The organism is Pseudoalteromonas sp. DY56-GL22 (assembly GCF_041414715.1).
In the GTDB taxonomy this organism is placed as follows: domain Bacteria; phylum Pseudomonadota; class Gammaproteobacteria; order Enterobacterales; family Alteromonadaceae; genus Pseudoalteromonas; species Pseudoalteromonas simplex.
Window position 1 is genome coordinate 1 of the sequence record NZ_JANHZR010000014.1, and the last position, 23,787, is coordinate 23,787.

Consider the following 23,787-nt stretch of genomic DNA (forward strand, 5'->3'; position numbering starts at 1 on the left):
CTTACTTGACTCAACCAACTCGTCGTTTTGCTTTTTTGTAAGCAGTCCGCCGTGTCGGTGGATGCGCATTATAGGGATGCAGCGAATTAACGCAAGCACTTTTTTGAGAAAACTTTAAAAAACTGCCTTTTGTATCCTTTTTAGTCTAAACACCACAAAAGAGAAACTTTATTAACGCTTCAGTAACTTTTTAACCGTATTTAAGGCCATAAAAGTACAAGACTCTAAAAACAAAAAGGCCCAGCAATATAGCTGGGCCTTTAAATAGTTTGCGTTTTTAGTTGTTAAGCAATGCCGTATTGATCACGGTATGCTTTTACTGCAGCTAAATGCTCATCCATTGTACCTTTGGCTTCTAGGTAACTAATTAAGTCAGCTAGTTTTACAATAGAGATAACTTTAGTGCCAAAGTCTCGCTCGACTTCTTGAATAGCAGATAACTCAGCTTTACCTTTCTCTTGGCGGTCAAGTGCAATTAAAACACCACTTAAGTCCGCACCATTATCTGCAATGATTTCCATAGACTCACGAATAGCTGTACCCGCAGTGATCACGTCATCGACTAACATGATCTTACCTTTAAGTTCAGAACCTACTAATGTACCACCTTCACCGTGTGCTTTTTTCTCTTTACGGTTAAAACAGTAAGGTACATCTTTGTTGTGATGATCAGCTAAAGCAACCGCTGTTGTTGTTGCGATTGGAATACCTTTATAAGCAGGGCCGAATAATACATCGTAATCAATGCCCGCATCTTCAAGTGCTGCAGCGTAAAAGCGACCCAAGCGTGCAAGGTCACGACCGGTATTAAATAAACCTGCATTGAAAAAGTAAGGACTAGTGCGGCCAGACTTTAAAATAAACTCACCAAATTTAAGCACCTGCTTTTCAAGTGCGAATTCAATAAACTCTTTTTGATAATCTTTCATAACTAATAAACCTACTTATTTATTAAGCTAATGCTTGCTTTTGAACGTCGATAATTTCACGAATTGAATGTTTAGCTAATGTAAGTAGCTCATCAAGTTCGTCGAATGAGAAAGGTTCGCCTTCAGCTGTGCCTTGGATTTCGATGATTTTGCCAGTTTCGGTCAAGATCACGTTCATATCTGTTTCGGCTTCAGAATCTTCTAGGTACTCAAGGTCACTAATTGGTTGACCTTTATATACACCAACTGAAATTGCCGCAATCATATGCTTAAGTGGGTTTGAATTGATCATACCTTTACTACGCATGTAAGTAAGCGCATCAACTAATGCAACACATGCACCACTGATTGATGCCGTACGTGTACCGCCATCTGCTTGAATTACATCACAATCGATAGTAATGGTGTTTTCACCTAACGCCTTTAAGTCAACCGCAGCACGAAGTGCACGTGCGATTAAGCGTTGAATTTCCATAGTACGACCGCCTTGCTTACCGCGCGATGCTTCACGACCATTACGAGTATGTGTTGAACGAGGTAACATACCGTATTCAGCCGTAACCCAACCTTTACCTTGGCCTTTCATAAAGCGTGGTACACCAGCTTCAACAGTTGCTGTACACAAAACTTTAGTATTTCCAAACTCTACTAATACTGACCCTTCAGCATGCATAGTGTAATTACGTGTGAATGTAACCGGTCTAATTTGGTTAGGTGTTCTTTCGCTTGGACGCATTAACGATCCCCTTAATTCTGAATTTGCCACATTATAAGTCGATGTGGTGCTAGATGCCATGTTCATTTACATAATTAACTGCATCAGAAAAGCACATTTCAGAAAATTTACGCTAGAGGTTAAAAGCTGATTCGGTATAATCAGTCAACTTTGTAAATTTAATAACACTAGGAAATCATCCATGATCCACAGCATGACAGCTTATGCGCGCCGCGAAATTAAAGGCGAATGGGGCACTGGCACTTGGGAAATTCGTTCAGTAAACCAACGTTACCTTGAAACTTTTATCCGCGCACCTGAGCAATTTCGTGGCATGGAACCGGTTATTCGTGAGCGTTTACGTAAACATTTACAACGCGGTAAAGTTGAAGTTTTCTTAAAGTTTGCTGCAAATCCAGCGCATGTTGGTGAGTTAACGATTAACGAATCACTCGCTGAGCAATTAATTAAAAGCGCTCAATGGGTGCAAAACCAAAGTAAAGGCGACATCAACCCTGTTGATATTTTACGTTGGCCTGGCGTGATGGAAGCCGAAGAGCTCGATATGGATAGCGTAAACACTGCGCTAATTGCAGGCTTCGATGAAGTGATTGAAGATTTTAAACAAGCTCGCGGCGATGAAGGCGCAAACTTACAAGAAATGATCGCAACTCGCCTTGATGCTATTTTAGAGCAAGTAACTATTGTTGAAGGCCACTTACCAGAAATCGCTAAATGGCAGCGCGAAAAACTAAACCAAAAGCTAGAAGAACTAAAAACAGACATCGATGAGTCTCGCCTTGAGCAAGAGCTTATTTACCTTGCACAAAAGCAAGATGTTGCTGAAGAACTAGATCGCTTAAAGTCACATGTTAAAGAAACCAAAAAAATCTTAACTAAAGGCGGCGCATGTGGCCGACGCCTAGACTTTATGATGCAAGAGTTTAACCGTGAAGCAAACACATTAGCATCAAAGTCTATCAACAGTGATATCACAAACGCTGCGGTAGAACTAAAAGTGTTAATCGAGCAAATGCGCGAACAAATTCAGAATATTGAATAAGCACGCTTTACAGTTTTTTATAAGACCCAGCACCTGCTGGGTCTTTGTTTTTGAAAAGTCTAAAAGCAGGCAAACTTGAGCACTTTTAGCGAAATAAAGTACAATAGTTCAATTAAAGGCTTGGATTAGCGATAGTCCGAGCCTGTTTATTTTTTATTAGAGACAGATCATGGCGCAAACTCGCGGAAATTTATTTATCTTGTCAGCTCCATCAGGGGCTGGTAAATCAAGCTTAATTAGTGCTTTATTAGAGAAACACAGCGATATGAAAGTATCGGTTTCGCATACCACTCGCTCACCTCGTCCGGGTGAAGAAAACGGTGTGCACTATCATTTTGTTTCTGTGGATGAGTTCAAAGCGCTAATTGAGAAAAATGACTTTTTTGAATGGGCGCAAGTGTTTGATAACTACTATGGTACGTCTAAGCAAGCTATCGAAAGTCAACTTGAAGCGGGTATTGATGTATTTTTAGATATCGATTGGCAAGGCGCTCAGCAAATTCGCAAATTAGTTGATGATGTTGAGACTATCTTTATTCTTCCACCATCAAAAGAAGAACTTGAATCACGCTTAAATAACCGTGGTCAAGACTCTGCTGAGGTAATCGCAGGAAGAATGGCAAAATCACAATCAGAAACATCACACTATAATGAGTATGATTATGTTGTTGTTAACGATGACTTTGATACTGCACTTACAGAAATCGAAACGATCGTTATGGCTAAACGTTTATCGTTAAAAAGCCAAACTGTGCGCCATCAGGCGTTATTAGAGAACTTACTTAAGTAATACTTTTTTAAGAATAAGATAAAAATTAACCACAAGCTATTGGCGAATTTAACTTGGTACAGTAAACTACGCCTTTGCTTAAGAATTTATTTGGAGTGCTAAGATGGCTCGCGTAACTGTTGAAGATGCAGTAGATGCAATTGGTAATCGTTTTGACTTAATTTTAGTTGCGGCTCGTCGTGCCCGCCAAATCGCGGTTGGTGGTAAAGATCCACTCGTTGATGCTGAAAATGACAAACCAACGGTTATTGCTTTACGTGAAATTGAGAAAGGGTTAGTAGATAGCTCTTCTATGGACTTAATTGATCGTGAAGAACAACAACATCAAGAAGCAGCAGAAATGGCTGCAGTGGCTGCTATCGTAGGTGGCAACCAGTAATCAAGCTCCCCGCTTTGATTTAGCTATACGGCTAGTATTTCTACACTAGCCGTTGGCAAGCCCTTCTTTTCATCGTATATTCTATTCATACCGTTACCGATTTACTTCATTTGCGCATTGGAGTGTGACTTTGTATCTATTCGAAGGCCTCAAAAAGAAAATATCCGAATACTTACCACCTGCTGATATTGAGCTGGTACAAAAAGCATACGTGGTCGCTCGCGAAGCCCACGAAGGCCAAACACGCTCAAGTGGCGAGCCTTATATCACCCACCCTGTCGAAGTGACACAAATACTTGCCGGCATGCACTTAGACCACGAAACGCTTATGGCTGCCCTGATGCATGACGTGATTGAAGACACTGACTTTAGCCAACAAGACTTAGCTGAAATTTTTGGCGACACCGTTGCCGAGCTTGTTGAAGGGGTGAGTAAGCTAGATAAACTCAGCTTTAAAGATAAAAAAGAATTCCAAGCCGAAAACTACCGCAAAATGATCATGGCGATGACGCAAGATATTCGCGTGATTTTAATTAAATTGGCTGACCGTACTCACAACATGCGTACTTTAGGCGCACTGCGCCCTGACAAACGCCGTCGCATTGCCCGTGAAACCCTAGAGATTTACGCACCAATTGCGAACCGCCTTGGTATTCACGATATTAAAAATGAATTAGAAGATTTAGGCTTTCAAGCGTTATACCCGATGCGCCATCGCGCATTAAGATCAGAAGTGGTCAAAGCACGTGGTAACCGTAAAGAAGTTATCAGTAATATTAAAACTGAAATTGAAGCGCGTTTAGAAGAGTCTGGCATCGAAGCAACTATATCTGGCCGCGAAAAACACCTTTATAGTATTTACAAAAAAATGCTTAATAAAGAGCTTTCATTTAACGAAGTGATGGATATCTACGCGTTTCGTATCAATGTTGATAATATGGATACCTGTTATCGCGTATTAGGTGTTGCGCATAACCTTTACAAGCCAATCGAAACTCGCTTTAAAGATTATATTGCTGTACCAAAAACTAACGGCTATCAGTCGCTTCATACCTCATTAGTTGGCCCTCATGGTATTCCTGTTGAGATTCAAATTCGTACCCACGATATGGATCATATGGCAGATAAAGGGGTCGCTGCTCACTGGATGTATAAAAAAGCCGGTGATAATGCAGGCCACACAGCACAACAACGTGCTCGCCAATGGATGCAAAGCTTACTGGAACTTCAGCAAAGCGCTGGTTCGTCTTTTGAGTTTGTTGAAAACGTTAAAACAGAGCTATTCCCTGAAGAGATCTATGTTTTCACGCCAGATGGCCGTATCGTTGAGCTACCCATGGGTGCGACAGCAGTCGACTTTGCTTATGCAGTTCATACTGATGTAGGTAATACCTGTGTGGGAGCACGCGTTAACCGTAAACCTCACCCACTCAGCAAAGCGCTTGATACAGGGCAAACGGTCGAAATCATCACCAGCTCTGGAGCACACCCTAATGCAACTTGGTTAAACTTCGTTGTAACAGGTAAAGCACGTTTAGGTATTCGCAATTACCTGAAGAGCCAACAGCATGAAGAAGCCATGCTGCTCGGTCGACGTTTACTAGACTCAGCACTTGGTGAAACCAAACTGGATGATATTCCAGATGAAAACATTCGCCGTGTACTTCAAGAGCATGAACTAAATACCGTCCTTGAGCTACTAGTCGAAATAGGCTCAGGTAATCTCATGAGTGTGCTTATTGCAAAACGCTTGATGCAAGTTGATGCAGACGACCTAGACGACCTAGCACAAAAAGCAAAAGCGACCATCATAGGTACTGAAGGCATGTTAGTTAATTACTCTAAATGCTGCCGCCCAGTCCCAGGTGATGCAATTACAGCTTATATAAGCCAAGGTAAAGGCCTTACGGTTCACCGCCAAGAATGTAAAAATATTCGTGGTTGGGAAAAAGAGCGCTCAAAATACCTCGTTGTAAAATGGGACGATAACCCAGAGAAAGAATATATTGCTGCCCTTCGTATTGAGATTATTAATCACCAAGGTGCGCTGGCTAAATTAACCAATGTTGTTGCCTCAACCCAAGCCAATATTGTTGAAATAGCGACTGACGAAAAAGAAAGTAATTTATACATGATAGATTTAGGCATCACGGTTAAAAACCGCGTTCATGTTGCTAACATTATGCGCCGCATTCGCGTTATGCCTGATGTGCAAAGAGTCTATCGTAAAAAGTAACAAGGATAATCATGAACAAATCTTTTATTTCTACTGATAATGCGCCTGCAGCTATCGGTACTTACAGCCAAGCAGTTAAAGTAGGCACGGCTGTTTATTTATCAGGTCAAATTCCACTTGTACCAGAAACAATGGAAGTGATCTCTGAAGACTTTACTGAGCAAACTCACCAAGTATTCAAAAACCTAACAGCTGTTTGCCAAGCTGCGGGTGGTCAAATTCAAGACATGGTGAAAGTAAATATCTTTCTAACTGACTTATCTAACTTTGCGATTGTCAACGAAGTAATGAGCCAGTACTTTAAGCAACCATACCCTGCACGCGCCGCAATTGGCGTACGTGCGTTACCAAAAGGTGTGCAAGTTGAGATTGACGGTATCATGGAGCTACCTTCAACAAACTAATCAGCCCTGCCAGCAACACAAAGTTGCTGGCACTTTTTTAGAAAAAGTTATTACTTCCCTCACCCGAAATTCTTGACTCATTAGCAAATCTCTAGCACTCTGTTGTTATAACAAATAAAACCTTTAGCTAATGTAGTCAAAAAGGATCTCCACGTGTTTAAGCTCGCTCACAACGGCAACGTTTTATTAGATGTTCATGAAAACTCGCCTCCTAGTGCTGCGTTTATTATCGAAGCATTAGAAAAGTCACCATTTTGCGAATGCAGAGTGGATCATGAAGCTATCAATAAATTCTTCAAAAGTGACTCTAACGAGCGCATGCTTGTTGTTGCCTCTAAACATGATGCGAGCCTAGTTGTAACCCTAAGCGATGATAAAATGCTTGCTACAGGCGAACTTACTCTTGCTGAAGGCGGCAAAGTTATGACGCTTGATGAAGCTAAAAAGGAGCTTATCAGAGCGGGCGTTGCTCGCGGATACAAACAAGCTTTCTTGGAACAGCTATTACAACAACAGTTTGAGTTACCAGCAGGAGAAGTCGCTAAAGGCGTGCTAGCAAAAGGTCGCTTACCTATCGATGGCCAACCATCAAAACTAGTTTCTCAAGTTGAAACGCTCAAAGATCGCTTAAAAAAACCCAAATTGCGTGAAGATGGTACTGTCGATATGCGTGATTTTGGCAAGCTTGCCAGTGTCGAACCCGGCGTATTACTTATCAAGCAAATCCCTGCGACTCCGGGTAAAGAAGGCTTTACTGTTACCGGTGATGTATTACCAGCCAAGCCTGGTGAAAGTAATACTCTAGTTGCTGGTGAAGGTACCGAAATATCTAAAAATAATCCGCTTGAACTTATTTCAGCCATTGCAGGTGTTCCAGTAGATATCGCGAATGGTATGCGTGTTGATGATATTTTTACCATTGCCGATGTCAACGTAAAAACCGGCCATGTAGATTTTGAAGGTAGCGTCATTGTAACTCATAATGTTGAGCCGGGAATGCGTATTAATGCCAAAGGCGATATAACAGTTATGGGCACTGTAGAGTCTGGTCATTTATCTGCAGCTGGTGATATCACCATAAAACAAGGCGTAATTGGCCACCAACTCGAAGATAAAAAGTTATCATGTAATATCATCAGCCAAGGTGACATTCACTTATCACATGGTCAATACAGCTACCTTGAAGCAAACAATATCCTCATCGACCGACAAGCCAGCCATTGTGTAATGAAAGCCACTAAATTGTTGCAAGTCGGCCAAGAAGATAACCCCCAAGGAAAACTATTTGGCGGTGAAATTTTAGATGCTCAAATAGTTATTGCTGGCGAAATTGGCAATGAATCAGGCGCGAAGATGGTGATTAACTTAGCGGCTTCAGGTGCTGATGTAACAGCACAAACAGACCAATGCTTCAAAGATTTAGCACAAACAGATTCGCAACTTGATACCTTACAAGCGGCTATCGAAAAAGCGGATTTAGTAAAAGATGCAGAAAAGAAAAAAACTCTTCTGGCTAAAATAGGGGCCACACAAATGCACTATTGCGAGCAAGCTGAAATGCTTGAGAAAAAACTATCAAGTTTAGAGCATCATTTGCATGATTTACTTGAAGATGCGCAATTAGTCGTTAACAAAACATTGCACTCAGGGGTAGAAATACATATTTTTGAAAAAGTGCTACGTACAAACCGTAAGTACCCCCCTTGCAAGGTTAAGCTTGAAGAGAACAAGGTTGAGGTGGAGTTTAAAACCAGTTAATAAAAAAGAGGCTTTAAGCCTCTTTTTACTAGGGTCATTAATCTTAACTTAGAGAATTCCTTCCACTTGCTGTTTTAGCTGTTCAGGCCAAACACCAACTTGTACTTGCCCGATATGCTGTTTTTGTAACAGCAACATAGCGAGTCGTGATTGACCAATCCCACCACCAATTGTTTGCGGGAACTGCTTCGCAAGTAGCTGTTTATGCCAATCAAACTCTAAACGAGCTTGGTCGCCTGTAATCGCTAATTGTGTAGCTAAGGCATCAGGGCTTACACGAATGCCCATTGAAGAGATTTCAAAAGCATCTTCTAGCACTGGGTTCCAAACTAAAATATCACCGTTTAAGCCAGCAAATTTACTACAGGTTTGGGTTGACCAATCGTCATAATCCGGTGCTCGTACGTCATGAATTTTGCCATCGGCAAGTGTGCCGCCTATACCAATTAAAAATACCGCACCGTATTCTTGTGCTACCGCTTTTTCACGTTGTTTTGCAGTAAAGTCAGGATACATCTGACGTAACTGTTCACTGTGTACAAAGGTGATTTGCTCTGGCAAAAATGGCGTTAAATCAAACTCGCTTGATACAAAGCGTTCGGTTGCTTTAATAGCCTGATAAAGTGATGTTACGGTTTCTTTTAGCTTGTCTAAGGTGCGCTCAGTACTCTCGCAAATTACTTTTTCCCAATCCCATTGGTCAACATACACCGAGTGAATTGGGCTTAAAGATTCTTCATCTGGGCGAAGCGCCTTCATATGCGTATAGAGCCCCTCACCTACCGAAAAATCGTAATCAGCCAAGGTTTTGCGTTTCCATTTAGCTAAAGAGTGCACTACTTCAAATTGGCTACCCGGAATTGTTTTCACTGCTACCGATACAGCATTTTCAGTACCGCTTAAGTTATCTTGAATACCATCGCCTACTTTTGCCAAGATCGGCGCTTGTACCTCAACTAATCCTAATTGTTGTTCTAATTGGCTTGAAAAAAACTGTTTTACTTTACTAATTTGCTGCTGTTGCTGCAGGTAGTGTGAACTCATAATAATTGGCCTCATTCCCAGTTATTGTTACTTGCTTGATTAGAGAAACCCGCTGCTTGGCCCCTCTTGTTAAAACAATCCTCAACTAAACAAAGATAATTTTCAATAACCCGCAATAAAAAGAACTTAACATTGAAATTTTCATAAAAATAATGCTATAAATTTTACTGATTCAATAATTAACACTAATAAATACCATGGAAAATTATCAAATCGATAATCTCGATAAAAACATCCTTAATGCTTTAATGGAAAATGCGCGAACAGCGTATGCAGAACTTGCTAAACGCTTTGCAGTAAGTGCCGGAACTATTCATGTTCGAGTCGAAAAGATGAAACAAGCGGGAATTATTACAGGCACCCAAGTCAGTATTGATGCCAAACAGCTTGGTTACGATGTTTGCTGTTTTATTGGTATTAACCTCAACAATGCCCGTGATTACCCACAAACGTTACTGCATTTAAAAGAGCTAGAAGAAGTCGTAGAAGCCTATTACACCACGGGTAATTACAGTATATTTATCAAAGTGATGGCACGCTCAATTGATCATCTACAAGATGTGTTAATTAACAAAATACAAGCCATCGAAGCTATTCAATCAACAGAAACGCTGATCTCATTACAAAACCCAATTAGCCGTGCTGTTGTTCCCTAGGGTATAATCAGCGCCAATTAGAATCCGTCAACGAGCACACAACTATGGATACAACTCGCTTTGAGCGTGTTAAGCGCGTGTTAGATCGCCGCCAAACGGACCTAACGGTTTGTTTAGAAGAAGTACATAAGCATCATAATTTATCGGCCATTGCCCGCACAGCTGACGCGACAGGCTGCCATCATGTTCATGCTGTATGGCCAGAGAATCAAAAATGGTTAACTAACAATACTTCAGGTGGTAGTAAAAACTGGCTCGAAACTCACTTGCATCGCAATATCGATGAAGCCGTAGCCATGATGCGTGCGCAAAATCCTGATGTACAAATTTTAGCAACTCACCTCAGCGACGACGCAGTCGACTTTCGTGAAATTGATTACACCAAACCGACAGCTGTTATTGTTGGTCAAGAACGTGATGGTATTTCGCCGCGTGCCCTCGCTCATGCTGATAAAAACATCATCATCCCAATGCAAGGAATGGTGCAATCTCTTAATGTATCTGTTGCAGCGGCACTTATTTTATTTGAAGCACAGCGCCAACGTGAAGAAGCAGGTCTTTATAACCGCGATATGCTTGATGCGAAAGTTAAGCATCGTATTTTGTTTGAAGGCTGTCACCCTATCATTGCTGAACAATGCCGCGAAAAAGAGCTGCCGTACCCTGAGCTGGATGAAAATGGGGAAATTGTTGCTGATGAAACGTTCTGGAACATTTTAAAACACACGCAACCGCTTGAAGCCACTAACGAGTGCAAGTAAACTGAAAAACAGTCTACTAATTAATAATTTGAGTCACCTTTGAGTCATCCTAGCTTAGCGTTATACCCAATTACAGAATTAAAAGGCGTCGGCCCAAAAATGGCCGAGCGCCTTGCTAAGCTAAATATTCATACGGTGCAAGACATGCTGTTTCATTTACCTCACCGCTATGAAGACCGCACCCGTATTCATCCCATCTGCGAGCTGCAACCGCATAGCCATGTTAGTGTTGAAGCCACTATTGAAACCAGCCAAATTACCTTTGGAAAAAGGCGCATGCTGGTTTGCCAAGTAAATGATGGCACGGGCCGTTTAACGCTCAGGTTTTTTAACTTCAGCGCGGCTCAAAAAAATGCCTTAGGTACAGGTAAAATCATTCGTTGCTTTGGTGAGATCCGCCGTGGTCGTGTTGGCTTTGAAATGACACATCCTGAATACAGCTTATCGGATACCCCTTCTGAGCAACCAACTAATACCACGCTTACGCCTGTTTATCCTGTTACCGAAGGGCTAAAACAGTTATCTATTCGTGCGCTTAGCGATCAAGCACTTGCACTATTAACTAAGTACCCTGTCGAAGAGTTGCTGCCAGAACAGTTTCAGCCGACCGGAATGCGTTTAGCCGATGCACTTATGACCTTACATCGCCCACAAAACGATATTGATTTAACTGCCCTTGAACAAGGTATGCACCCTGCCCAGCAACGGCTAGTGTTTGAAGAGCTGCTTGCGCAAAACTTAAGCCTTTTAAAGCTACGCCAAAAAGGGCAAACGGTAAAAGCGGTTGCTTTAAAACCTCATAACCAACTTGAGCAACAGTTTTTAGCTAATTTAGCTTTTAGCCCAACCAACGCGCAAAGTCGTGTGGTGGCAGAAATCAAAGGTGACTTACAACACCCGTTTCCGATGATGCGCCTAGTACAAGGCGATGTCGGCTCTGGTAAAACCTTAGTCGCAGCGCTCAGTGCGCTCAGTGCTATCAGCGAAGGCTATCAAGTAGCGCTAATGGCACCAACAGAGATTTTATCAGAGCAACATGGCATCAACTTTAGCCAATGGTTTAATCAACTCGGTGTTGAAGTTGCCTGGTTAGGTGGCAAAAGTAAAGGTAAAGAGCGAGCAGCGACTTTGGAAAAAATCGCCTCTGGGGAAGCACAAATGATTGTTGGCACCCATGCATTATTCCAAGAACAGGTTGAGTTTAATAATCTCGTTTTAATTATTATTGATGAGCAACACCGCTTTGGTGTTCATCAGCGTTTATCACTGCGTGAAAAAGGCCGCTTTGGTGATTGCTACCCACACCAATTAGTGATGACTGCAACCCCTATCCCGCGAACCTTAGCAATGACAGCCTACGCTGATTTAGAAACCTCAGTGATTGATGAGTTACCACCCGGTAGAACGCCTATTACAACGGTGGCTATTCCTGATGCACGCCGAGACGAAATTATTCAACGTGTGAGAACAGCATGCTCAGAGCAAGGTCGTCAAGTGTATTGGGTTTGCACTCTGATTGATGAATCTGAAGTACTGCAATGCCAAGCCGCCGAGGATAGCGCCGAGCAATTAAAAGCAGCACTGCCAGAGCTAAACGTTGGCTTGGTGCATGGCCGGATGAAAGCCGCCGAAAAGCAAGCCATTATGAGTGAGTTTAAAGCCGGCAATATTCATGTACTGGTTGCCACAACCGTGATTGAAGTGGGTGTTGATGTGCCTAATGCGAGCCTTATTATTATTGAAAACCCTGAACGGTTAGGGCTTGCACAACTTCACCAGCTACGCGGCCGTGTTGGTCGTGGGGCAACGGCATCACACTGTGTTTTACTTTATCATGCGCCATTATCAGCTACAGCGCAAAAACGCTTAGGTGTGCTGCGTGAAAGTAATGATGGCTTTGTGATTGCTGAGCGAGATCTCGAAATCCGTGGCCCAGGTGAAGTACTTGGCACCAAACAAACAGGCTTAGCTGAATTCAAAATCGCCGACCTAAACCGCGATAAACAAACACTCAATCATGTCAGACCCATCGCTTTCAAAATATTGAATGACTACCCAGAACTTACCGATAAATTGATTCAACGCTGGCTTGCAGGCAAATCAAACTACGCACAAGCTTAAAGCTAACTTCAGTATAATTTTGTTGTTCAACAAAAAAAGCCCAGCTAATTAGCTGGGCTCACAAGTAAGGGAGTGTTCACTTAGAATTTGTATTCAATACCAACACCTAGGTAATCTTGGTCAACTTGATTGTCTGTATCAAACGTTGAGTAGAAACCAAATACTTTGGTGTTTTTGTTTAGCTTGTGATCAACACCTGCAGAAATAGCTGTTTTCTTATCGCCTTCATCAAAGTCAATTACTTGGTACTGTACTTTGAATGTGTTGCTATTCATTTGGTAAGCAGCATTTACTAAGTAGCCATCAGCTTCTGCGCTACCATCCACTTTTTCTTGTGTTTGGTACATAGCACCTAGTTTGAAGTCACCTAGTTTACCTTGTACTGTTGCACGAACAATGTCGTAACCTTTTACTTCGCTGTCAGCTGCAACTGATGCATAAAGTTTGCTTTCTTTAAGTTTTGCATCGCCGTAAGTTAACGCTACTGAGTACCCGTTATCAGCATCTACATCATCTTCAGCTACATAAGTTGCTAATACTTTGAAGCCACTGAAGTCTTTAGAAGCATAAGAAATAGTGTCGCCTAAACGGTTTTCACCTTTAAATGCGTTTTTGATATCACCTTCAAGGTCATTGAATAAATCAACTTTACCTTGAGATTGCTTCATTGCTGTATCGTTACGACCGATAACAACTTGACCAAAGCTACCTTTCACACCCACGTATTGATTACGCGCAGTGATGTTATCGTCGTTGTCGCCTTTTGAATCAGCGTCAGATACGTCTACACCAAACTCAAATTTATAAACCGCTTCTAAGCCTTCAGAAATTTTTTCTGAACCTTTTAAGCCAAAACGTGAGTTATTGCTTTTAATTTCAGTGAAAGACCCTTCGCCATCATCTGATGATTGAACAGTCACGTTTGCTTTACCATATACATCTACATCAGCTAGTGCAGAAAAAGATAAACCACCAAATAAAGCTAGGAATAAGCTAGACTTTGCAAATTTCATGTCGTTTCCTCAATAATCGCAACAAAAAACACATGTTGTGTTTCAATGCGCGCAGTGTGACAGTAAAAAATGACAGAAAGATGACAGTTGAAATAAAAGCGTCAATTTAGCTTCATAAAATGTAATTAATTTTGAAATAAAAACGTAACTCACTGTTGTAAAATTAAATTTTTATGAAAGCTAAATTAAATTAATTTTAAGCTTTTATTTGTAGCTCAGTTAATAAAGTGACTAACTTCTCTAACAGAGGGGTTTGCTCGTTGTCTCTGTGGTAAGCAACAAACACATCACGCGATGTATGCGCAACATCTTCAACATGATAAAGCTCACCAGATTTAAGCTGCTCTTCAACTAATAACTGAGGAATAAAGGCACTGCCGCCGCACTTCAAAATTAAATCAAGCGCAATACGGCCCGTACTGGTTCTAAAATATGGAGGGGCGTGGCCGTTAAACTCACGAGCATGCCATAAAGAAAAGGTGGTCCCCCAATCAACATAGACATATTGATTATCGAAAAAGTTTTCACTATTTGCTGTTTCAAAAGCACTCACAGGAATAATAGGTAACTCACAAATTCGCTGTACAACCAGTTCATCTACTTTAGGGGGATCGAACAACACAGCTAAATCTAGAGTACGTTCCAGTAATAAGCGAGTACTCTCTTGTTGTGCTTTGACTTCAGCAACTAACGACACACCCGGCATAGCAGAAACAATATTAGTAATACCAAACTGTAAAAATGCATCCCAAATATTAGGTGTTCCTGCTAAGCTAATTTGCTTATGCATATTATCTGCAAGTGCCACATCAACTTTTGCGCGCTGCATACCCGTAATGATCATTTGTGCATGTGGCAGTAATCGCTCACCAGGCGCCGTTAACTGTATGTTGTTACGTTGGCGAATAAATAAGTTAACGCCTAAACCTTGCTCTAATTGTCGGATCCGAAAACTCACCGCAGACTGTGTAATATATAAATTTTCAGCTGCCTTACCGAAATGGCGCGTACGGACCACTTCAACAAAAGTCTTCAATAAATCGATATCCATTTTTTACCCTTACGATAAAAATAATTTGTTTAATAAAATCTACAACTTGATCCATACTCCAGCAAGAAATTAGGGCATGAGGATAAAGCCATGAGCAATGACATTTCATCACTTCGTCAGGCATTTGCAAGCCAACGTCAATTCTATGATGATCAAAATTTCCCACGCGGTTTTGGTCGTAGTGGTCACTTCACTTTGCTAGAAGCCGACATTCTCGAGCAGCATGGTGTTGTTCTAAAGGGTTTATACAACAAAACCCTAGAACCACAAAATGAATTTCAAACTCAATTTGTACAAGTTGTCACCGGCAATCTTGACGCGACCAATGCAATTGAACGTGCTTGGGTCAAATACCTAAAGCAAACCACTTGCAAAACGAAATTTCATACATTGTTTGGACGTTCCCGTATTGCAAACCCAACAACACAAAGCGTTGAATATTATTCTGAGTCAGACAGCTTATAACGATTTGCTTTTTTAGGCTTTTAAGGTTAAAACTTGTAGTAACTATTGCTTCGCCAAAAAGTTATAACAAGGCAAACCGTGACTAGAAGAATATTAATAATTGAAGATACGCCAACGATTGCGCGAGTGCAAAAGCATATCGCGCAAAAAGTTGGTTATGAAGCCGATATTGCAGGCTCGTTGGCTGAAGCAAAAAAGTTAGTTGAAGAGCACTCTTATTTTTGCTCGGTAGTAGACTTTATTCTACCTGATGCACCAAAAGGCGAAGCAATTCCTTTTACTATCGCCTCTGATATTCCCACAATTGTCATGACGGGAAACCTAGATGAGACAACGCGTAATATTGTCGAAAAGCACCCAATAATTGACTACATTACTAAAGAAAATAAACAAGCTTATCAGTATCTGGAAAAACAACTCGCTCGCTTGCCTCGAAATGAGCAAGTGCAAGTTCTTGTCGTTGATGATTCAGCGGCAACTCGCCACCACATTTGTAACTTATTAACTCGTCACAAATACCAAACCATTGAAGCTGTTGATGGTGTCGACGCTTTAAAAGTACTGGCTGAAAACCCAAAAATATCGGTGATCATTACCGATAACGAAATGCCAAACATGAATGGGGATGAGCTTTGTGTTGAAATTCGTCGTTTATATTCCAATGATGAAAAAGCCATAATCGGCATTTCTGCACTCGATACTCTGCACTTATCAACGCGCTTTTTAAAATCTGGTGCAGACGATTACCTTCGCAAGCCATTTAATAATGAAGAATTCTATTGCCGGCTAAGTCAAAACGTCGACATGCTTGAAAACATTAAAACGATTCGTTTACAGGCAAACACTGATTACCTCACTAAGCTGCCTAATCGCCGCTATTTCTTTGGTGAAGCAAACAGCCACCTCAAAGCTGCAAAACTGGCAGAAAACTCTGTCTCTTTAGCTATGATCGATATTGACCACTTTAAATCAATAAACGATAACTATGGTCATGATGCCGGTGATGAAGTGCTTAAAGGCCTATCGCAATGTATGGCAAAGTATTTTAAAAATAATTTAGTTGGCCGCTTTGGTGGTGAAGAGTTTGCAGTATATTTTGCTGATCAAGACCGACATGAATCGTTACAGCGTTTAGAAAAATTCCGCTTATTTGTTGAAAAGCACAGCCCTGAATTTAGCAAAGACCGTATCAAGTTTACGCTGTCGATAGGTTTTCATAATGGGCCTATTTATAGTTTAGATGAACTAATAAAACAGGCCGATCTAAAGCTTTATCAAGCAAAAGAGTCTGGGCGCAACAAGCTAATAAGCTAAGCCTATACAGGCTTAGTCACTGCCTCTAATTTCGCTTTGCGTTGCTTACGACTTTGGCGGTACGAATCCCAACTGAATAACGCCAAAGCGCTCCAAATACAGGCAAAGGTCACCACACGCTCAGCATCAAATACCTCACCATAAAAAGCCACGGCAAGCATAAACATTAAACTTGGACCAATGTACTGAAAAAAGCCTAATGTGCTGTACTGAAGGCGTTTTGCTGCACCGGTAAAACACAACAGTGGTAAAGTTGTAACCACTCCTGCACTTATCAGTAACACGTTAATATGCCAATCATTTGCAGTTAAATCAGAGCTTGGCGAAGGCGCCATAAACCACCAGTAAATAAGTGCAACAGGTAATAAAATAAGTGCTTCGAGCAATAACCCTGGTAATGATTCAATCGGCAGCTTTTTGCGTAAAAGACCATAAATAGCAAACGAGCCAGCTAGCGAAAAAGCAACCACAGGAAATGATCCAAAGCTCACTAATTGAAGCAGCACACCACAAAGCGCGAGGCCTACAGCAACGCCTTGCCATTTACGCAGCCGCTCACCTAAAAACAACATACCAAGCAACACATTTAGTAGTGGGTTGATGTAATAACCTAAACTAGCATCGAGCATGTGATTATTGTTCACCGCCCAAATAAATAACCCCCAGTTAAAGCCAAGTAAACTTGCTGTTATTACCAACATCAAAAGTAATTTAGGTTGCCCAAGCACAATTCGAATACGCTGCCATTGATGACGAGCTGCAATAATAAGAAGTAAAAATAACACCGACCAAATAACACGGTGCATTAAGATCTCAAAAGCAGAAACCTGCTGAAGAAATTTAAAATAAATGGGTGCAAGACCCCACATAAAAAAGGCTAAACAAGCGAAAATGACACCTTTTCGCTGCTCAATGTTGGTAGGCATAAGTTTGGCTTTATAGTTTAAAAGCGCTATTTTACGCCCCCTAAACAGTGACGCAACCAAAACACGCTAAATAAGCCCATGTATTTACTTCTTAAAAGGGACTGCCATTGTTGCAAAGTAACGCCGTGACATTAAGCTCCTGTGAAACGCTGAATTCTGCATTTTGAGGTAGTTTGGGTATATTGCTAAAGACATCGCTATAAAAAACCACTAAAATGCTCGGCGATGAATACCAATACCGCAATGTCCAACACACCCGTTCGATCACCACAAGCCGTACTCAAACAAGTGTTTGGTTACAAGGACTTTCGTGATGGCCAAGAAGCGATTATAGCCGCAGCGCTAGACGGCCAAGACTCGCTTGTACTTCTACCAACGGGTGGAGGCAAATCATTATGCTATCAAGTACCCGCTTTGATCCTCGATGGTGTTACTGTGGTTATCTCGCCGCTTATATCCTTGATGCAAGACCAAGTTGCCCAACTAAGAGCGCTCGGCGTGCAAGCTGCCTACATCAATAACAGCCTGCCTTTTGAAGAGCAACAAGCTGTCTATCAACAATTACACTACGGCCAAATTAAGCTGTTATATGTTGCACCAGAAAAAGTATTACAACACGAATTTTTAGAGCGCTTGAGTCATCTTAAACTCGCACTTTTTGCTATTGATGAAGCTCACTGTGTGTCGCATTGGGGGCATGACTTTAGGCCGCATTACTGTCGGCTCAACGAGTTAAAGCAACGCTTTATGCACGTGCCCATGATGGCCCTTACAGCAACGGCAGATAAAGCAACTCGTTACGATATTATTGAACAACTTCAGCTTAACCACCCTTACGTGCACACTGGTAGCTTCGATAGACCTAACATTCGTTACACCATAGAAGAAAAATTCAAACCTATGGTACAGCTGCTTCGATATTTAAAAGAGCAGCAAAATCAAAGCGGCATTATTTATTGCACCAGCCGCAAACGGGTTGATGATGTAGCCGAAAAACTTGCTGACGCAGGGTTTAATGCCGCCGCCTACCATGCAGGTATGAGCAATGAACAACGCCAATTTGTGCAATCGGGCTTTGCCCGTGACGATATTCAAATTGTGGTTGCGACCGTTGCCTTTGGCATGGGGATTAATAAACCAAACGTACGTTTTGTGGTGCATTACGATATTCCAAAAAGCATTGAGGCTTACTACCAAGAGACCGGTCGTGCAGGTCGTGATGGTCTGGCTGCAGAAGCGATAATGTATTTTGATCCGGCCGATATTGGTCGCGTACGCCGCTTTTTTGAAGATATTGAAGACGAGCAACGGCGTCGTGTTGAAGAGCAACGCTTTAATGCTATGGCCAGCTTTGCCGAAGCACAAACATGCCGCAGACAAATTTTGCTAAATTACTTTAGTGAATATAAGCGCGAAACCTGTGGTAACTGTGATATTTGCTTAAACCCACCGACTAGCTTTGATGGCACACTTGTCGCACAACAAGCTCTCTCGTGTGTGTATCGTGCAGAACAACGTTTTGGTATTGGCTATATTGTTGAGTTACTGCGCGGCGCAAACACTAGCCGTATTCGTGATAACAATCACCACCAGCTAAGCACCTATGGCATAGGAAAAGAGCATAGTGTGGAGTTCTGGCTAAGTATTTTAAGGCAGCTTATCCATCAAGGGTTATTAAGCCAAGATATTACCCAAGGCTCTTCATTACGCTTAACCGAAGCCGCCCGTGCGGTGCTTAAAAGTGAGTATGCACTGCAACTTGCTGAACCTCGCCTACAAGCTAAGCACGTTTACCAAGATAAACTTGCTCAGTTTAATTACGATAAAAAGCTGTTTGCAAAATTACGTGCCTTACGTAAAGAGTTGGCAGATGCTGATGATGTACCACCTTATGTGGTATTCAATGATAAAACTCTCGCTGAAATGGCGCAGCTCATGCCAACCAATGACAGTGAGTTTTTGAAGGTATCAGGAGTTGGTTTCACTAAGCTCAATAAGTACGGCGAACCGTTTTTAAATACCATTCGCGACTATCTTGCCGCTAATTAGGACTGCTATGACTGAACTAAGCTACGATGCTGAGCATGAAATCATTCTCATAACGTCAAGTGAGCTTCCACACGACGAAGACTTTGAACTTTGGGCAACCCTTTTCTTACACGCTCCAGCAATAACAACCGCCGACTTTGATGCTGGCGCTGATCGTCATCAATTACGCTTTCACTTTACAGATCATAGTTTTAATCTAAACTTTGAACATTACAGTGAAAGTATTTGGATTAATGCTGAAGGCATTGAGGCCAGTGCAGTTTTACCGCAACTTTATCAATATTTAGTCATGCAATTACAATAATAAGCTAGACTTTTTTCCACGCTTAGTATGTAGTAGTTGCACAGGACATACTCAACTAAGGGTGTAAATGGGATTTAAGCAGTCGCACTTTGTTGCTAGGCTAATAACACTATTACCAATCTGCATAGCAGCCAATGTTCATGCAGAGCAGCAATTCACTGACGATAATAATTATTGTCAAAACCAGCGCACGCTTAAATCGCAAGATAATAACTTACGCCGCCAACTCGATGCAGATAATCCACTTCCCGATGCTGCTAATAACCGTAAAATAGTCGCCATTGAACTTGAACAGCTAAACGTCTTTAACACTGAGCTAGAAGAAGAAAATAACTTTTTATTCCGGTTTGCCAATCGCGCTCACATGACGACTGAGCCAGAGGTAATACACAGCGTTTTATTGTTCGAAGAAGGTGATGTTTACAATCCACGTAAATTACTAGAGTCAGAGCGGTTACTGCGTAAACAAGGCTATTTATATGATGCACGTATCAACGCAAAGCTCGATTGTGATGGCAACGTCCATGTAAAAGTAATTACGCGCGATCTGTGGACTTTATTACCAGAAATAAGCTTTAGCCGTAGCGGCGGTGAGAATGAGTCGAGTATTGGCTTTCGCGAGTCAAACTTTTTAGGCTGGGGTAAACGAGTGTCATTTAGCCGCACCCGTGATGCTGATCGCACAGGTTACCTATTTGTGTATGACGATCCACATATATTCTCTAGCCGTTATCAAGGCCGTTTAGAATACTCAGACAACGATGACGGTAAACGTCATTACCTCGATGTCAGCTACCCGTTTTTCTCGATTGATACGCCCTACAGTTACGGTGTTACAAGTTACTCTGACCAGCGCAGAGAATCTCTTTACTACCGTGGTGATGTAGTTAGCGAATTTGAGCAAAAGACCATATTAAACCGTGCTTACTTTGGTCACTCATCACAACTTGGCAATAGCTGGACTCAGCGTATCAAACTCGGGGTAGAAAATCGTAAGGATACTTTCAAGGCCATATCATTAACAAATTTACCTATTGCTGAAGACCGAACGCTCAACTACCCCTATGTTAGTGCACAGTGGTTTGAAGATCATTACGTTAAGGTAAGAAATTTCGATAGCATCTACCGAACAGAAGATTTAAACCTCGGTTGGAATATCCACGCCTTACTCGGTTATTCGAGTAAAGACTTTAGCGACGATGCCAGCCGTACTATTTATTCGTTATCTTTATCAAAGGCGCATTACTCTGGAGACAACCAATTGTGGCGCTTTAAAGCAGACCTTGATGGCTACTGGAATGAAGAAACCGATGACGTAGAAAACCTGTTTGCCAGCACGCAGTTACAGTATTACCTCAATACCACACTAAGACAAAGCTGGTATGCCAAAGCCCGCCTACAATATGCAGAAAATCTCACAGCTGATAAGCAACTCACGATTGGTGGGGAGAATGGCCTGCGTGGATACCCGCTTGACTACCAAGTTGGCGACCGCAGCTTTTTAGTGACTTTAGAGAAGCGCTACTACTGGGAATATGACTTACTGCAATTGTTTAAAGTGGGTGGTGCCGCGTTTTATGATATTGGTAGAGCTTGGTATAACAACAAAGATAATGGCGATAACGGTAACGTGCTGCAAAATGTGGGAGTGGGCCTTCGCTTAGCGCCAAGCCGTGCCAATGCCGGTACGGTAATTCACCTAGATATTGCCGCACCAATTAACAAGCAAGATGATGATATCGACTCTGTGCAGTGGCTAGTAACGGTTAAAAATACCTTTTAAAGTAGTGTTATTGTTTAGCTAAAAAGCTAAAATCGAAACGTAAAATATTAATTTAGGAACCCTTTTGGACTTCGTCGAATTCTTTAACGAGCAATATCATTTAATCGTGACTGTCATCGCAGTTTTGCTTTACCCGCTGCTTCGTAAAACCACCAAAAAACTGCTGTTAAAAGCAATTAAAGGCAAAGCTGATCCGCATCGTGAATACCGTGCTGAGCTGTTGCTCAATATCATTCTTGCCATTGTCATGCTGTGTTTAGTATTGGTTTTTTGGGGTATAGAGCTACGCGGCTTACTAGTACTTGGCTCATCCATTTTTGCCATGCTAGGTGTCGCGCTTTTTGCAGCCTGGTCGTTACTAAGTAACCTAACAGCCTTCTTGTTGATGTTTATTCAAAACGACTGCCGCGTTGGCTTTTGGGTGAGAGTAATTGACGGTGCAAACTTCTTAGAAGGCCGCATTATCGAAATGGGACTAATGAACGTGGTACTTGAACACGTTGATGGTCACAAAGTGATTTACCCAAACAACATCTTTGTTACCCGCCCTGTGATGGTCCTAAAAAACCCACCTACGGCAACCAAAGCGCCAACCATAAAACGTATTTTAGGTCCAAAAAAGTAACGACTTTAAGTTAACGAGATGCTTGCTAAAGAGGTGTTTTTTTTCTGCTTCCATAGGCGATTAATATAAAACTAAATAAAATGACTAGAGGGTGAAATAACACAATGTGAACAACACTTTGCTCAGTAAAAAAGCCGTGCGTAAGTGAAATAGCAAGCGTGCATAAGCCTGTATAAAATAGAAAAATTTTCATCTTTGATCCTTTAGTCATTCTTACGACAAGTAAGTAAAAAAACTATAAAACTTGTACTTGCTCTAAGGTCAAGTATTAGATGGGGACAGGCGGATACAAAAAAGCCAAACAGGTAGTTTGGCTTTTTGAATTACAGAATAGGGTATTAGTTATTTAATTCTGCGGTTTTTAACTCGTCTTCAATATCACTTATTTCATCAATAAAGTTTTCGAGCTGTTGTTCAACTAGGCTGTTTGCGTGAGCAAAGTAAGCAAGATGGAATACGGCATCCCCCTCGTTTACCAGCGGCATTGTTTGCTGACCAATGACAATACCGCTGCGTGGCGCTAGTAACTCAAGCTCAGCATCACCAAGAGGGCTACTAATATAAGCTAGAACCTGCCCTTTCATTACTCGCTCACCGAGTGATACTTGTGCACGAACAATACCGTCAACTTCAGCGCGTACCCAACTCGTCGAGCTTGCAATAATCGGCTCTGGTAGCTTTTTAGCACGCTTGCCACGCACCATTTTTAAATGGCGCATGACATAGTCAACACCTTGCACACCAGCTGCAATGGCTATTGGGTCAAAGCGTAGCGCTTCGCCGGCTTCATAGGTAATAACGGGTATTCCTAAATTGGCCGCTTCACTGCGCAATGAGCCATTACGAAGTGACGCGTCAATCACCGCTGGAGTACCAAACGCTTTTGCCATAGCCGCCGTTGCAGGGTCGCTCAAATTGGCACGAATTTGTGGCAAGTTAGTTCGGTGAATTGCACCTGTGTGCAAATCAATAATATGCGTACAATGCATTGCCACCTGAGTAAAAAACGCATTCGCCATTCGCCCTGCTAACGAGCCTCGTGTTGAGCCCGGAAAACTGCGGTTCATGTCACGGCGGTCTGGTAAATAGCGTGACTTGTGAATAAAGCCAAACACATTCACAATCGGTACCGCAATAATAGTACCGCGCAATTGCTCTGGATCGATTTTAGCAAGCAACTGCCTAACAACCTCAACACCATTGAGCTCATCACCGTGAATTGCAGCACATACCATTAATACAGGCCCTTGCTGCACACCATTGACGACTTCAATTGGAATATTTAACGGCGAGTGGGTGTAAAGCTTGGCAGCTTCAATCGCAAATGTTTTACGTTCGCCAACACCAACCGTATCGCCTAAAATTGAAAACGGTGTATTTTTCTTAACCTTAGCCACGCAC

The 23,787-nt window shown here is 41.9% G+C and carries 22 protein-coding genes; 15 read left to right on the plus strand and 7 right to left on the minus strand.

The window, feature by feature from the left end; translation table 11 throughout:
• Window positions 1–284: 284 nt before the first annotated feature.
• Together pyrE and rph are read right to left on the minus strand one after the other, a co-directional pair.
• Window positions 285–929, minus strand: coding sequence for an orotate phosphoribosyltransferase (pyrE, locus tag NO991_RS19445; RefSeq protein WP_371352317.1), 645 nt, complete (start codon window positions 927–929; stop codon window positions 285–287).
• Window positions 930–951: 22 nt separating this feature from the next.
• Window positions 952–1,665 carry a ribonuclease PH gene (gene rph / locus NO991_RS19450; RefSeq protein ID WP_054554228.1) on the minus strand — a complete coding sequence of 238 codons (714 nt, stop codon included), beginning with the start codon at window positions 1,663–1,665 and terminating at the stop codon, window positions 952–954.
• Window positions 1,666–1,846: 181 nt separating this feature from the next.
• On the opposite strand from rph, the gene NO991_RS19455 reads away from it, so the two are divergent.
• From NO991_RS19455 to NO991_RS19480, 6 genes are all read left to right on the plus strand, one after another.
• Window positions 1,847–2,707, plus strand: coding sequence for a YicC/YloC family endoribonuclease (locus NO991_RS19455; protein WP_235374080.1), 861 nt, complete (start codon window positions 1,847–1,849; stop codon window positions 2,705–2,707).
• 169 nt (window positions 2,708–2,876) lie between these two features.
• A complete protein-coding gene (gene gmk, locus NO991_RS19460) occupies window positions 2,877–3,497 on the plus strand; it encodes a guanylate kinase (protein WP_371352318.1) in 621 nt (206 codons plus the stop codon).
• 103 nt (window positions 3,498–3,600) lie between these two features.
• A complete protein-coding gene (gene rpoZ, locus NO991_RS19465) occupies window positions 3,601–3,876 on the plus strand; it encodes a DNA-directed RNA polymerase subunit omega (RefSeq protein ID WP_054554225.1) in 276 nt (91 codons plus the stop codon).
• Window positions 3,877–4,006: 130 nt separating this feature from the next.
• Window positions 4,007–6,112: a bifunctional GTP diphosphokinase/guanosine-3',5'-bis pyrophosphate 3'-pyrophosphohydrolase gene (gene spoT / locus NO991_RS19470; protein WP_199529939.1), complete on the plus strand. Its 2,106-nt coding sequence runs from the start codon at window positions 4,007–4,009 to the stop codon at window positions 6,110–6,112.
• 11 nt (window positions 6,113–6,123) lie between these two features.
• On the plus strand, window positions 6,124–6,516 hold the full coding sequence (locus NO991_RS19475) for a RidA family protein (protein WP_054554223.1): 393 nt from the start codon (window positions 6,124–6,126) through the stop codon (window positions 6,514–6,516).
• Window positions 6,517–6,669: 153 nt separating this feature from the next.
• Window positions 6,670–8,274 carry a DUF342 domain-containing protein gene (locus tag NO991_RS19480; protein WP_054554222.1) on the plus strand — a complete coding sequence of 535 codons (1,605 nt, stop codon included), beginning with the start codon at window positions 6,670–6,672 and terminating at the stop codon, window positions 8,272–8,274.
• A gap of 48 nt (window positions 8,275–8,322) precedes the next feature.
• Here the strand turns inward: NO991_RS19480 and asnA are convergent, their stop codons facing one another.
• Window positions 8,323–9,318 carry an aspartate--ammonia ligase gene (gene asnA / locus NO991_RS19485; RefSeq protein WP_166339519.1) on the minus strand — a complete coding sequence of 332 codons (996 nt, stop codon included), beginning with the start codon at window positions 9,316–9,318 and terminating at the stop codon, window positions 8,323–8,325.
• 197 nt (window positions 9,319–9,515) lie between these two features.
• Here asnA and asnC point away from each other — a divergent pair, with 197 nt between their 5' ends.
• The 3 genes from asnC to recG are packed head-to-tail and all read left to right on the plus strand — an operon-like array spanning window position 9,516 to window position 12,856.
• Window positions 9,516–9,974 carry a transcriptional regulator AsnC gene (gene asnC, locus NO991_RS19490; protein WP_054554220.1) on the plus strand — a complete coding sequence of 153 codons (459 nt, stop codon included), beginning with the start codon at window positions 9,516–9,518 and terminating at the stop codon, window positions 9,972–9,974.
• 44 nt (window positions 9,975–10,018) lie between these two features.
• Window positions 10,019–10,735, plus strand: a complete 717-nt coding sequence (trmH, locus tag NO991_RS19495) for a tRNA (guanosine(18)-2'-O)-methyltransferase TrmH (protein ID WP_054554219.1) — start codon at window positions 10,019–10,021, stop codon at window positions 10,733–10,735.
• Between the two features lie 39 nt (window positions 10,736–10,774).
• Entirely contained in the window at window positions 10,775–12,856 is a 2,082-nt protein-coding gene (gene recG, locus NO991_RS19500) for an ATP-dependent DNA helicase RecG (protein ID WP_199529936.1), read from the plus strand.
• Between the two features lie 80 nt (window positions 12,857–12,936).
• Here recG and NO991_RS19505 read toward each other — a convergent pair whose 3' ends face one another.
• Both NO991_RS19505 and NO991_RS19510 read right to left on the minus strand, forming a co-directional pair.
• Window positions 12,937–13,869, minus strand: coding sequence for a porin (locus NO991_RS19505; RefSeq protein ID WP_054554217.1), 933 nt, complete (start codon window positions 13,867–13,869; stop codon window positions 12,937–12,939).
• A gap of 196 nt (window positions 13,870–14,065) precedes the next feature.
• Window positions 14,066–14,920, minus strand: coding sequence for a LysR family transcriptional regulator (locus tag NO991_RS19510; RefSeq protein WP_054554216.1), 855 nt, complete (start codon window positions 14,918–14,920; stop codon window positions 14,066–14,068).
• A gap of 90 nt (window positions 14,921–15,010) precedes the next feature.
• Between NO991_RS19510 and NO991_RS19515 the strand changes: the two genes are divergently transcribed.
• Window positions 15,011–15,385 (plus strand): DUF413 domain-containing protein, encoded by a 375-nt coding sequence (locus NO991_RS19515; RefSeq protein WP_138616409.1) that lies wholly within the window; start codon window positions 15,011–15,013, stop codon window positions 15,383–15,385.
• 78 nt (window positions 15,386–15,463) lie between these two features.
• Window positions 15,464–16,699 (plus strand): response regulator, encoded by a 1,236-nt coding sequence (locus NO991_RS19520; protein WP_054554214.1) that lies wholly within the window; start codon window positions 15,464–15,466, stop codon window positions 16,697–16,699.
• A gap of 2 nt (window positions 16,700–16,701) precedes the next feature.
• Here NO991_RS19520 and rarD read toward each other — a convergent pair whose 3' ends face one another.
• Entirely contained in the window at window positions 16,702–17,625 is a 924-nt protein-coding gene (rarD, locus tag NO991_RS19525; RefSeq protein ID WP_054554213.1) for an EamA family transporter RarD, read from the minus strand.
• 225 nt (window positions 17,626–17,850) lie between these two features.
• Between rarD and recQ the strand changes: the two genes are divergently transcribed.
• The 4 genes from recQ to NO991_RS19545 all read left to right on the plus strand — a co-directional run bounded on the left by recQ (window position 17,851) and on the right by NO991_RS19545 (window position 22,386).
• Entirely contained in the window at window positions 17,851–19,674 is a 1,824-nt protein-coding gene (gene recQ, locus NO991_RS19530; RefSeq protein WP_138601124.1) for a DNA helicase RecQ, read from the plus strand.
• 7 nt (window positions 19,675–19,681) lie between these two features.
• Entirely contained in the window at window positions 19,682–19,978 is a 297-nt protein-coding gene (locus NO991_RS19535) for a DUF3630 family protein (RefSeq protein WP_138601126.1), read from the plus strand.
• 67 nt (window positions 19,979–20,045) lie between these two features.
• Entirely contained in the window at window positions 20,046–21,761 is a 1,716-nt protein-coding gene (locus NO991_RS19540; RefSeq protein ID WP_300419383.1) for a BamA/TamA family outer membrane protein, read from the plus strand.
• A 64-nt stretch (window positions 21,762–21,825) separates the two neighbouring features.
• Complete coding sequence (locus tag NO991_RS19545; RefSeq protein ID WP_095209703.1) at window positions 21,826–22,386, plus strand: mechanosensitive ion channel domain-containing protein; 561 nt, start codon at window positions 21,826–21,828, stop codon at window positions 22,384–22,386.
• A 338-nt stretch (window positions 22,387–22,724) separates the two neighbouring features.
• Here NO991_RS19545 and NO991_RS19550 read toward each other — a convergent pair whose 3' ends face one another.
• Complete coding sequence (locus NO991_RS19550) at window positions 22,725–23,783, minus strand: succinylglutamate desuccinylase/aspartoacylase family protein (RefSeq protein WP_138601134.1); 1,059 nt, start codon at window positions 23,781–23,783, stop codon at window positions 22,725–22,727.
• Window positions 23,784–23,787: the final 4 nt, after the last annotated feature.

Excerpts from the sequence above, each read along its gene's own strand:
- pyrE (WP_371352317.1), bottom strand. The coding sequence starts at position 929 with ATGAAAGATTATCAAAAAGAGTTTATTGAATTCGCACTTGAAAAGCAG.
- rph (WP_054554228.1), bottom strand. The coding sequence starts at position 1,665 with ATGCGTCCAAGCGAAAGAACACCTAACCAAATTAGACCGGTTACATTC.
- NO991_RS19455 (WP_235374080.1), top strand. The coding sequence starts at position 1,847 with ATGATCCACAGCATGACAGCTTATGCGCGCCGCGAAATTAAAGGCGAA.
- gmk (WP_371352318.1), top strand. The coding sequence starts at position 2,877 with ATGGCGCAAACTCGCGGAAATTTATTTATCTTGTCAGCTCCATCAGGG.
- rpoZ (WP_054554225.1), top strand. The coding sequence starts at position 3,601 with ATGGCTCGCGTAACTGTTGAAGATGCAGTAGATGCAATTGGTAATCGT.
- NO991_RS19475 (WP_054554223.1), top strand. The coding sequence starts at position 6,124 with ATGAACAAATCTTTTATTTCTACTGATAATGCGCCTGCAGCTATCGGT.
- asnA (WP_166339519.1), bottom strand. The coding sequence starts at position 9,318 with ATGAGTTCACACTACCTGCAGCAACAGCAGCAAATTAGTAAAGTAAAA.
- asnC (WP_054554220.1), top strand. The coding sequence starts at position 9,516 with ATGGAAAATTATCAAATCGATAATCTCGATAAAAACATCCTTAATGCT.
- trmH (WP_054554219.1), top strand. The coding sequence starts at position 10,019 with ATGGATACAACTCGCTTTGAGCGTGTTAAGCGCGTGTTAGATCGCCGC.
- NO991_RS19505 (WP_054554217.1), bottom strand. The coding sequence starts at position 13,869 with ATGAAATTTGCAAAGTCTAGCTTATTCCTAGCTTTATTTGGTGGTTTA.
- NO991_RS19510 (WP_054554216.1), bottom strand. The coding sequence starts at position 14,920 with ATGGATATCGATTTATTGAAGACTTTTGTTGAAGTGGTCCGTACGCGC.
- NO991_RS19515 (WP_138616409.1), top strand. The coding sequence starts at position 15,011 with ATGAGCAATGACATTTCATCACTTCGTCAGGCATTTGCAAGCCAACGT.
- rarD (WP_054554213.1), bottom strand. The coding sequence starts at position 17,625 with ATGCCTACCAACATTGAGCAGCGAAAAGGTGTCATTTTCGCTTGTTTA.
- recQ (WP_138601124.1), top strand. The coding sequence starts at position 17,851 with ATGAATACCAATACCGCAATGTCCAACACACCCGTTCGATCACCACAA.
- NO991_RS19535 (WP_138601126.1), top strand. The coding sequence starts at position 19,682 with ATGACTGAACTAAGCTACGATGCTGAGCATGAAATCATTCTCATAACG.
- NO991_RS19540 (WP_300419383.1), top strand. The coding sequence starts at position 20,046 with ATGGGATTTAAGCAGTCGCACTTTGTTGCTAGGCTAATAACACTATTA.